Origin of the sequence: Shewanella sp. A32, from assembly GCF_029167175.1 — a bacterium.
GTDB classification, from domain to species: Bacteria; Pseudomonadota; Gammaproteobacteria; order Enterobacterales; family Shewanellaceae; genus Shewanella; species Shewanella yunxiaonensis.
The window spans coordinates 225,584-236,221 of the sequence record NZ_JARFTS010000003.1 but is presented as its reverse complement, the minus strand read 5'-3'; the positions used below and the strand labels follow the sequence as shown (position 1 = coordinate 236,221).

At 46.5% G+C, this 10,638-nt stretch carries 10 protein-coding genes; 4 read left to right on the top strand and 6 right to left on the bottom strand.

What is annotated here, in order from left to right; genetic code table 11:
• The first annotated feature begins 265 nt into the window (after positions 1-265).
• A complete protein-coding gene (locus tag PY479_RS04375) occupies positions 266-1,300 on the top strand; it encodes an IS110 family transposase (protein WP_275483007.1) in 1,035 nt (344 codons plus the stop codon).
• 305 nt (positions 1,301-1,605) lie between these two features.
• Positions 1,606-2,804, top strand: a protein-coding gene (locus PY479_RS04370) for an IS3 family transposase (protein ID WP_275483000.1) whose coding sequence is annotated in 2 segments (ribosomal slippage) — positions 1,606-1,876 and positions 1,876-2,804 — 1,200 coding nt in all. Because the reading frame shifts where the segments join, the coding sequence is not laid out codon by codon here.
• Positions 2,805-3,027: 223 nt separating this feature from the next.
• Here PY479_RS04370 and PY479_RS04365 read toward each other — a convergent pair.
• Positions 3,028-4,056, bottom strand: coding sequence for an IS110 family transposase (locus PY479_RS04365; protein ID WP_275482999.1), 1,029 nt, complete (start codon positions 4,054-4,056; stop codon positions 3,028-3,030).
• 59 nt (positions 4,057-4,115) lie between these two features.
• On the opposite strand from PY479_RS04365, the gene PY479_RS04360 reads away from it, so the two are divergent.
• Positions 4,116-5,123 (top strand): EAL domain-containing protein, encoded by a 1,008-nt coding sequence (locus PY479_RS04360; RefSeq protein WP_275482998.1) that lies wholly within the window; start codon positions 4,116-4,118, stop codon positions 5,121-5,123.
• Here PY479_RS04360 and PY479_RS04355 read toward each other — a convergent pair.
• Positions 5,058-6,023, bottom strand: a complete 966-nt coding sequence (locus tag PY479_RS04355) for an alpha/beta fold hydrolase (RefSeq protein WP_275482997.1) — start codon at positions 6,021-6,023, stop codon at positions 5,058-5,060. The genes PY479_RS04360 and PY479_RS04355 overlap by 66 nt on opposite strands.
• Positions 6,024-6,183: 160 nt before the next feature.
• On the opposite strand from PY479_RS04355, the gene add reads away from it, so the two are divergent.
• Entirely contained in the window at positions 6,184-7,191 is a 1,008-nt protein-coding gene (gene add / locus PY479_RS04350; protein ID WP_275482996.1) for an adenosine deaminase, read from the top strand.
• Positions 7,192-7,217: 26 nt separating this feature from the next.
• On the opposite strand, the gene hemN is transcribed toward add, so the two are convergent.
• The 4 genes from hemN to PY479_RS04330 form a co-directional block, all read right to left on the bottom strand.
• Positions 7,218-8,594: an oxygen-independent coproporphyrinogen III oxidase gene (gene hemN / locus PY479_RS04345; protein ID WP_212594906.1), complete on the bottom strand. Its 1,377-nt coding sequence runs from the start codon at positions 8,592-8,594 to the stop codon at positions 7,218-7,220.
• A 221-nt stretch (positions 8,595-8,815) separates the two neighbouring features.
• On the bottom strand, positions 8,816-9,280 hold the full coding sequence (locus tag PY479_RS04340; RefSeq protein ID WP_275482995.1) for a DUF2489 domain-containing protein: 465 nt from the start codon (positions 9,278-9,280) through the stop codon (positions 8,816-8,818).
• A gap of 12 nt (positions 9,281-9,292) precedes the next feature.
• A complete protein-coding gene (gene yihI / locus PY479_RS04335; RefSeq protein WP_275482994.1) occupies positions 9,293-9,814 on the bottom strand; it encodes a Der GTPase-activating protein YihI in 522 nt (173 codons plus the stop codon).
• A gap of 89 nt (positions 9,815-9,903) precedes the next feature.
• On the bottom strand, positions 9,904-10,542 hold the full coding sequence (locus PY479_RS04330; protein WP_343377247.1) for a methyltransferase domain-containing protein: 639 nt from the start codon (positions 10,540-10,542) through the stop codon (positions 9,904-9,906).
• Positions 10,543-10,638 lie beyond the last annotated feature (96 nt).

Below are 10,638 nucleotides of genomic sequence, written 5' to 3'. Positions count from 1 at the left end.
GAAAATGATGTCACCTAGAGAGTATCGAGCTCTTAAAGTGGCGAGTTAAGCTGTCCGTTTTGGTGGGGGCAACTACAAACAGCTTGGAGCGTCTCTAGCAACAGCCCGAGACCATGCACTGGTCGTGGCTGGAGAACTCCGTCGTATCCTTGGAGAAGGTTTTTCTGTTGATGGTAGACAGCTGTAGTGATGTGATGGACGTCCCTCCCTCAGCGCAAGTTCTGCCACACTTATGCTGAGTGTTATTTTTCCGAGGTACTACATCATGAACTCTATAAAAGTCATTGGTATCGATTTGGCTAAATCTGTTTTTCAGGTTTGCGTCTGGATGAGTGATGGGAGCATTGCATTTAACCGCAAGGTCTCCCGCGCTAAATTGATGGATACTGTTCGTCAGTTTCCTACCGGTTCAATTATTGCGATGGAGGCCTGTGCTACTTCGCATTATTGGGGACGTACTTTTCAGTCAATGGGATTTCTCATTCGACTCATCCCTACTCAACACGTAAAAGCGTTCACACACCACCAAAAAAACGATGCCAATGATGCGCTGGCAATTTGTGAAACCGCCCTTCGCCCGGGTATTCATTTCGTTGCTATCAAAACGGTTGAGCAGCAGGATATGAAAGCTCTTCGAAGCGCTCGTCAGCTAATGGTGGAGCAGCGGACTGCACTGGCAAACCAGGTCCGCTCACTGGCGGCAGAACAAGGGATTGAGATCCCCGTTGGCATTCATATTTTACAGCAGCGACTGCCCAATATTATTGAGGATGCAGGGCTGTTAATGTCCCCCGTTCTACGCCAGTTACTGTTCTCGTTGCTAGAAAACATACACTCACTTAATGAGCGTATTCTTTCCGCAGAACACTGCCTTGCCGCGCTGTGCCAGCAACAACCCAAATATAAACTGCTGATGACAATACCGGGTATAGGCCCACTTATTGCCGCTGCTTTTCTGAGTGAAGTCAATGCAGAGCAATTTACTAACGGCCGGCAATTATCTGCATGGTGTGGTCTGGTTCCAAGACAACGTAGTTCTGGTGGAAAAAGTTGCCTTTCCTCGATGACTAAAAACGGCAATCGTGACCTCAGAACATTGATTATTCATGGCGCCCGTTCTGTTATGCACTGGGCCCATAAGCGCGATGATGTATTAGGTCTATGGGTGAACCGCCTAGCTGAGCGAAGGGGAAAAATGAAAGCCACAGTTGCGTTGGCTAATAAACTGACACGCATTGTCTGGCGGCTACTGACCGAACCTACAGTTTTTAACATCAACAAGGCTTTTGCTATGTGTTAATTGTTGCTATATCCAGGGAATAGTATTCCTCCTGAGTTTGCAGGTACTGATGAGAAAACGGTAAACCGACCCTGTAATAGCCTGAACTATGCCGAGGTAGTTACATACCGATGTAGTGATAAGGAAACAGAGTGCGGATGACATCATGGCGCGGATTGTTTAACCCAGTAATGACGCCGGATATATGGCAGCAAACCGTATCAAATCCCTACTTGCATAACATGGGACGTCCATATATGGCATAGTGAATTTGGCCACCTAATTAGAGCTGCTATGATGGCAGCATAACAACGTTAGGTGACAAAATGACAAAGAATAAAGGCCCGAATTTCAACCCTGAATTCAGACTGGAAACAGCACAACTGGTCGTTGACCAGGGTTATACGAATAGAGAAGCGGCTGAAGCGATGGGAGTTGGTTATTCAACTCTGGGCAAATGGGTTAAACAATTGCGAGAAGAGCGTGCGGGGAAAACGCCTCAGGCCTCACCTATGACGCCTGAGCAACGCGAAATTCGTGAACTGAAGAAGCAAATTGAACGCCTTGAATTAGAAAAGGAAATTTTAAAAAAGGCTTCTGCTCTGTTGATGTCGGACTCCATGAAACACTCTCGTTAATCGAGAAGCTGAGCCAGAGCAATAAGCGCCGTTATTCGGTTAATCATCTGTGTGCGGTACTGGATGTCCACCGTAGCACGTTTAAATACTGGCAACAGCGCGATAAGCGACCATCGCCGGAAGCTATCCGGCTGCGTAGCTTAGTACGTGAAGCGTATCGACTGAGTGGGGGTTCTGCCGGGGCCAGAACCATCTCAGACATTATCACGAACGATGAGACTCACGACATTACGCTTAGCCGATACCGTGCAGGCAAATTCATGAAAGCGCTGAGTTTATTCAGCTGTCAGTTGCCAAAACATACTTACAGGAAAGCTACTCAGGAGCATGTTGCTATTCCAAACTTGCTCGACAGGCAGTTCGCCGTTACAGCGCCGGATCAGGTCTGGTGTGGTGATGTCAGTTTCATCTGGACGGGCAACCGCTGGGCTTATCTGGCGGTGGTAATCGACCTGTTTGCCCGCAAGCCAATCGGCTGGGCAATGAGTTATTCACCGGACAGCAATCTGACCAGTCAAGCTCTGACAATGGCGTTCGAGTATCGCGGACAGCCAAAGAACGTGATGTTCCATAGCGACCAGGGATGTCACTATACAAGCCGCAAATTCCGTCAGTTAATCTGGCGCTACCGCTTAACGCAAAGCATGAGTCGCAGAGGAAATTGTTGGGACAATAGCCCAATGGAACGCTTCTTCAGAAGCCTTAAAACCGAATGGGTTCCAACTACAGGTTACGTGAGCTTTACGGAAGCAAAGCAGAAGATTGGTGATTATATTCATGGCTATTACAGTCGACTGAGACCGCATTCGTACAATGGTGGTTTAACGCCAAATGAATCGGAGAAACGTTACTGGAATAGCTACAACGATGTGGCCAAAATGACTTGACCATATATGGACGCATCAGCTTTTACAACACTTTTGAATGATTGGTTCACTACCATATATTCGGCGTCTAAATAGGCTTTTTACCTGCGCCATGATGTAAATCCGAAACCTATTACCTTATCACTACATCGGCATTTAATGCCTTGGTCAAGTCAGGTTCTAATAGGTACGGTTGACCGTTTATTCATCAGTGCATGTAAACTTTTAGGTGAGACTTAACGTCTTACGCAAATGCTTTATTAACATCGAAATCATCGTTACTCGTGAGGATTATCCAGCCTATACGCGCTATTTTATTGGCCAGTGCTACAACGGCTTTGTGTCTACCTTGCCTTAACGCAAGCGCATTAAACCATCGCCCCAGTCTATCATCACGTTTGCTCGCAAATCGGCCAACAGCTCTAGCACCATGAATAAGCAAAACACGTAGTTCTGAGCTGCCATTTTTCGTTATCGACCCCAGTCGAATTTTTCCACCGGAACTCGCTTGTGATGGCACTAAGCCACACCATGCAGATAATTGGCGACCGTTTTTAAATTGATGACCCGAACCTAATTCACTCATAAAGCTTGCCGTGACTAATGGCCCAAATCCAGGGATCGACAGCAAAGCATTATAGCGAGGTTGGATTTGACATAGCGCTTTAATTTCGTTCTCGATTTGATTAACTCTCTCATTTAAAACACATAAATCTTCATACAAAAATTTTAACAAGCGATGGAGCGTATGAGACAGTTCATGCTCATTGTCTGCTAAAACACGGCTAAGTGACGCTTGTAGTTGCAATCTGCCGACAGAGAAGATCACACCAGACTCGCTGGCTAGGCTTCGAATTTGATTTACCATGGCAGTTCTATTTTGAACTAGGCGACTACGTACACAACGTAATGCTTTAATGTCTTGTTGCTCAACAGTTTTAACTGGAACCATGTGGATATTAGGTCTGAAAGCAGCTTCACATATAGCGAGGGCATCGTTGGCATCATTCTTTTGATTTGCAACGAATGGCTTAACATGTTGAGCAGGGATCAGATGCACTTGATAACCAAGTGCTTGAAATTGTCTTCCCCAATAATGCGCAGCCCCACAGGCCTCCATAGCAATAAGGCTACCCTCGGGGAGTTGTCTGATTTTATCTAGCAGCTTGTTTCTGTTAACCTTTGTGTTGCTCATGATTGAGTTATCCATAAGACAAACACAAACTTGAAAAACATTTTTGGCTAAATCAATACCAATAACTTTAATATCCATGATGGAAACCTCCTGAACTATTTGTCAGCTTCAAACTTGGCATAGTACTGCAAGCTTAGGTGCTGAGGCGTCCATCACATCACTACAAGCTGCATCTTTCGGGGAGTGTCGGTATTTATGTTATTGATAGCCGCGAACAACTATCTCCAGACGAATTGCTACGGCGCACAGAATTGGCAATGTTCACTGCTAAAGAGATTAGCCGCGATAGCTATATCGTTTATACACCTGATTTAGAGCAACGCGCATCTAAAAACCTGCTGCTGCAAAGCGAGTTACGTAACGCTCTTAAGCAGGATCAATTGGCTATTCATTATCAACCTGTCGTCACTGGCGATGGCAAGTTAGTTGCTGCCGAGGCCTTGTTGCGTTGGTATCACCCAGAGCATGGATATATCTCTCCAGCAGAGTTTATACCGTACGCAGAATGTAATGGGTTTATCAATACATTGTCAGAATGGGTGATAACAGACGTGTGTCGTTTTATTAATGATGCAATCGAGCACGGTTATGCTGTTCCTCGGATCTCGATTAATATCAGTGCCAAGCAGTTTAATCAGGTTGATTTTGTTTCTAGTTTTTTAGAGACCATTAGCCAGTTAAAAGTCCCAACTACTCAACTGCAATTAGAATTGACAGAACATCTATTACTGACTGAATTATCTATTATTCAGAGTAAATTTGAGGAGTTACGCCGTGCAGGTGTCGCAATCGCCATTGATGATTTTGGTACTGGCTATTCTTCGTTAAGTTACCTGCAGCATTTACCTCTGGCACAACTCAAAATAGATCAATCGTTTGTACAGCAGATAGGTTGTGGTGCAAAAGATGATGCCATTATAACGACGATAGTGAGCATGGCTCATGCCTTGGAGTTAGAGGTTGTTGCTGAAGGCGTTGAAACACTTAACCAGAGAAATTTTTTAATCAATACTGGATGCGACCGTTTTCAGGGCTATCTTTGGAGCAAACCGGTGGCAGAAGCCGAGTTTGTAGAACTTTTAAGCGCTGGTGCCGTTATCCCCGCAACCGCTATTGCGCTCAAAAAAGCTGAACAGATACTGTAGCGCCACCTCGCGAAAAGCGTCTTCTTCTAAGAATAACTCATGATGAGCGCCTGGGATTCGTTGGAGCTGGGTCCTTGGACCTATGGCATGCTGTTGTGCACAGTTATCAACAATGTGATCATTTCCTGCTTGTAAGATCAGTAGCGGAACAACGGTATTTGTTTGCGCAAACTGCCGGGCTTGTTCACTGGCAATCAAGCTTTCAATCAGCCACTGATTGGTTGGTGAGCCTAGTTGCACTTGCGGAACTTGCTGGTAGAGCTGTACGAGTTGTGCATAACGTTTGCGGCAATGTGTCAGTTGATTTTTCTCAAAGCTCATAGCCTGATAATTGTGGCCCCCAGGTATGTAGTTGGGTTCTTTTCCGGGGGTATAGTTATTTAATATTTTGGCTAACCACAGAATAAAACGGCGTGGCAAGGGCAGTTTTATGCCAAACATCGGCGCGCACAATACGGCGGCATTAAATACATCGCTGTGATGTTTGAGATACAGCGTGCCAATGGCACTGCCCATCGAGTGTCCAAGCAGAAATAACTGCGAATGTGCTGCCGGTTTTACGACCTTATCAACGAACAGTCCTAGATGATCAACATAACGGCTGAAACGGTCGATATGACCTTTGTGTGGATTCACGGTTAATCGGCTCGAAAGTCCCTGGCCGATATGATCCAAGGCATAGACGCTATAACCTTGTTGGTAGAGATCATAAAGGGTTTCCTGGTATTTGAGATAGCTCTCCACCCTGCCGTTACTGACCACTATGGCTTTGTTCGATTGTGGATGACGGATAAAACAGTATGCAAGTGACAGATGGTCTTCAACCGGCAGTCGCGCTTGAGTCACCTGTTGCCAGAACGTGGGTAAATCATGTTTATCAGTAAAATGGTTCTGGTTCATGCGCTTGCAAACTTCCCTGAATTAGAACAGTTTTTCAGCTTTAGTTTATCAGAGCTGATGTGATTCGGGATATCTGCTGTTTGAGGTTTTACTGGCTGGCACTACTGCATGCTAGAATAGGCTGCACTTTACCTATACTCATAACAATAAGGCTGTGCATATGATTGACTATTCCATTCCCTTGGTGGATTTACACCGCCATCTTGACGGCAATATCCGCATCGAAACTATCTGGCAATTAGCCCAGCAGCATAGCATTCGTTTACCCGTAACCTCTGCGGCAGCCTTAAGGTCAGTTGTTCAGGTACAGGGAACGGAAGCAAATCTGCTGGCCTTTCTCAGCAAACTGGATTGGATGGTGGCGGTCTTGGCCGACTTGGATGCGGTTAAGCGTGTCGCGTTTGAAAACGTGGCGGATATCGCCGCTTCAGGACTGGATTACGCCGAGTTACGCTTCAGCCCTTATTACATGGCACAATCACATGGATTACCACTGCAGGGGGTGGTCGAGGCCGTGCTTGATGGTATTCGTGACGGGATAAAACAGTATCCAGTGGCGATTAAGCTGATTGGGATTATGTCGCGCTCTTATGGTGAGGCTTGTTGTTTGCAGGAGTTAAATGCATTACTTGCCTGTGCTGATGGCATAGTGGCCATTGATTTGGCTGGCGATGAGTTAGGATTTCCTGGGGAACTGTTTACTGGGCATTTTAAGCGAGTTCGGGATGCCGGATTACAGATTACCGTGCATGCAGGCGAAGCGGCTGGCCCGGAAAGCATCTGGCAGGCGATTAAGGAGCTTGGTGCCAAACGCATCGGTCATGGTGTCAAGGCAGTTTCAGATCCCACGCTAATGGCATATCTTGCTGAGAATCGAATCGGTATCGAGTCGTGCCCTACGAGCAATTTGCAGACATCGACAGTGGCATCTTATGCTGGACATCCAATACGTGCATTTATTGAGTCAGGGATCTGTGTGGGACTGAATACTGATGATCCGGGGGTAAGTGGCATCGATATTCAGCACGAATACCAAGTTGCCAGTACGGCAATAGGCTTGAGTCCTGAGCAGTTACGACAGATTCAGCTGAATGGCATCGAGATGGCATTCTTGTCTGATAGCGAACGTCGCGCGTTATATGAAAGTAAAAAAACAAAAGCCGGCTAATTGCCGGCTTTTGCAATAACGGGGGGTTAAATTACCCGAGAGAACTGCTGCTGACGTGCTTTTTCACGGAAATATACGTCAAAGCAGATACAGATGTTACGGATCAACAGGCGGCCAGTAGGGCTTACCTCAATTTTACGATCTTCGACTGTCACCAGTTTATCGTCGATAAAGGTCTGTAACAGCTTCAGGTCTTCGGCAAAGTACTCTTCAAACTGAATACCCAGCTGTTGTTCCATCTTTGCCATATCCAGTTCGAAATGGCAGATAAGCTGTTTGATCACCGCGCGGCGGATTTCGTCATCGTGGTTCAGTTTGCAACCTTTCCACAAGGCATGGCCAGTAGCTTCAATGGCTTCGTAGTAAGGGTGGATATCTTTTTGGTTCTGCGCATAGCAATCGCCAATCTGGCTGATTGACGATACCCCAAGACCTAACAAATCGCATTCCGGTTGGGTAGTGTAACCCTGGAAGTTACGGTGCAGGCGACCTTCACGCTGCAATTTTGCTAACTCATCGTCTGGTTTGGCAAAATGATCCATCCCGATGTACTGGTAACCTGCACCAGTTAATGTCTCGATGGTGTACTGCAGAATTTCCAACTTCTGTTGCGGTGTCGGCAGATTCTCTTCTTTGATTTTTCGTTGCGCGGCAAAACGCGCAGGCAGATGCGCATAGTTGAACACAGACAAACGATCAGGCGAAAGCTCCAGAATTTTGCTAATGGTCTGGGCGAACGTTTCTGGTGTTTGATAGGGCAAGCCGTAGATCAGATCCACGTTAGTAGAAACAAAGCCCATGGCTTTGGCCTTATTGATCAGGTCAAAGATAAACTGCTCGTCCTGCTCTCGGTTAACTGCTACCTGCACGTCTTTATTGAAGTCTTGCACCCCGATAGAGATACGGTTAAATCCCGCTTCTTTCAGTGTATCCAACATTGATAGTTCAATTTCACGTGGATCTACTTCGATCGAAAACTCACCTTCATCGGCAAAATCAAAGTTAGCTTTCAGCAGTGAAGTCAGACGCAGAATTTGCTCTGGTGACAGGAAAGTCGGGGTGCCGCCACCCCAATGCATTTGGGTGACTTTGTAGTGCTTGAACAGTGGCGCACGAGTAATGATCTCTTTTTCCAAGTACTCAATATACTGATCAGCCTTGTGCTGATGACGCGTCACTATCTTGTTACAACCACAGTAGTAGCAAAGTTTGGCGCAGAATGGGACGTGCACATACAGCGACAGATGTTCACCTTTGCTGTTGGCAATCGCCGACAGTAAATCGCCTTCAGTGAATGATTCATCAAACTCCAGCGCAGTGGGATAAGAAGTGTAACGTGGGCCGCTGTAGTTGTACTTCTCGATCATCGACTGATCCCAACTGATGTGTGTGGGCTGCTTCAAGGCGAGTCCTCCGACAGTAATTTAGCAATGGACGAAGTATGCGGCTTTATTGGTCTAATAACCTTGATCAAGGTTGAAAAAAAACAATCAGCCAACAGGAAAGTAGCGAATATCCATGAAAAAGACGGCCATGTCTGCCGCCTTTTCTAGGTTTTGTGCACCGACTCACGCCGCGCCATGACGGCTTTGGAAACTTTATCAATATTATTGGCTTGGCGCTATCAATGCGTCACGGGTTCAAATTGTGCCAGCCGCTTCGCCTCCAGCAGGATGGAGTCCTGTAATGCGGCTTCTGATTTCAGCCGTTGTAAGTCTAGGCGCATGCGCTCCTGTTTTTGTAACTGCGCTCTGGCATCTCGAATCGGATGGCTTTTTATCACTGCAAAGTGCTGATATAAAGCTGGAAACTCACCCTCTACTCGCGCCGTTAGCGAAAGCAATTCGAACAGTTTCGCTATGCGATAAACGCCCTCAGAGATTTCACAACGATCTTCTGTCATTGCGGCGGCAATATAACGAATATCGCCCAGCAGCTCTTGCCGCTTTTGTTCCAACGCCTGTTGCTGTGCATGTAACGCGGCTTTATTGGCGGCGGTCTGCTTTTTCAGGCGCAGCAATAACATGGTGGCGTACATACTCAAACCGGCGACAATCAACATGCCGATGACTATCAGCGTTATCTCCAAAACGGCTCCCGCTTACTCTTTCTGATACTGTTGTAGTTGTTCCAGCCCAGCGTCAAATTTTTCCAGTAGCGCATCATCGCTGTCACTGTGGTCAGTGACTGGTTCATCCAGATCTTCAATGCCCAATTTCTGCATCAAGGTTTCGATTTTTGCCAGTTGTTTGTCCAGCCACAGCTGATCCTCGGCAGACAGATCTCGACCTTCTTCCAACATGTCCAGCAGTTGATTCAATCGTGGATCTTCTTCCAGTTGCAGCAGTTTTTGCTCATCGGTTAATTTCACCTTGGCAGCTTTAGACTGAGCAGACTCTGACGCTATTTGGCCAAGAGCTACCGGCTTTTTACTGCCAATGCGGGGATCTTTAGCTGTTTTTGAGCCTCCGGCGCTGGCACTGCCTGCTGGATTTTGACGGCTACCGGCTTTGTTACCGGAATCCTGTTTCTTACGCGCAAGTACACGCTCGGACTTTTTGGTTCTGGGAGCATGTTTTGGGGCGGCGTCGCCGGCCTTACGCGATTTCTTCATTCGGGTCATATCGTTCTCGACGGTAAACTTAATGCTTTTAGCCGGGATGCACATTGACGCGGTTAGTCATGTGTCACCGGGGCGCGTGTTATAGCAAATTATGATGCTTTTTGCATCAGAACAAAGTCCCCTTGTGCAAATATTAATTGCAGACAGCTATGCTTGGCCAAATATGCAAATGTTTGCGGCTGATAAAAGCTGACGTGTGTCGGGTTGTTTTTGTAATGCCATTTGGAAAATACAGCTACTGACTGCAAAAGCGGTGTGGAGATCGCCAGCCAGCCGCCGGGCTTTAACGCCTGTACTATTATCTGCCATTCTTTGGCAGGCAGGTGAAAATGCTCAAATACGCGATAGCAACTGATAAAGTCATATTGCTGATGTAACAACTGATGTTCAGGTGCGAAAAAAGGGTCATATTGGTGTAACCGATGCCCGGCCAGCGCCAATGGTTGAAGCAGTTGCGGGGCTAATACTCGACCAAAATTCAACCCTTCTAAGCTATTTGATTGCAGAGATTGCAGTTGTAGTAATAAGGTTTCAATAAAATGCGCCAGCTGCTTCTGTTTACTCTCGTGGCGCGAGCTGCCATAGCGCTGTTTTTCGGCATTTGGTAACAAGTAACTACTCGGATTAGCAAACACCAGGGCACAAGTCTGACACAAAAAAAAGTGACGGCGGCGATCCTCAAAGACCGGAATGATATTGTCATGACGGCAAAGTGGGCAGTGCTGCATCAGATAAGTACGCTGAAGATAAGATGTTGAGATTATGCCATAAAAAAGCGGCAGTATGCCTGCCGCTCAATAATGGTGTCCAACACCTGATTCATT

Coding starts and splice junctions, on each gene's coding strand:
- add (WP_275482996.1), top strand. CDS start 6,184: ATGATTGACTATTCCATTCCCTTGGTGGATTTACACCGCCATCTTGAC.
- PY479_RS04355 (WP_275482997.1), bottom strand. CDS start 6,023: ATGAACCAGAACCATTTTACTGATAAACATGATTTACCCACGTTCTGG.
- PY479_RS04375 (WP_275483007.1), top strand. CDS start 266: ATGAACTCTATAAAAGTCATTGGTATCGATTTGGCTAAATCTGTTTTT.
- PY479_RS04330 (WP_343377247.1), bottom strand. CDS start 10,542: ATGCAGCACTGCCCACTTTGCCGTCATGACAATATCATTCCGGTCTTT.
- PY479_RS04365 (WP_275482999.1), bottom strand. CDS start 4,056: ATGGATATTAAAGTTATTGGTATTGATTTAGCCAAAAATGTTTTTCAA.
- yihI (WP_275482994.1), bottom strand. CDS start 9,814: ATGACCCGAATGAAGAAATCGCGTAAGGCCGGCGACGCCGCCCCAAAA.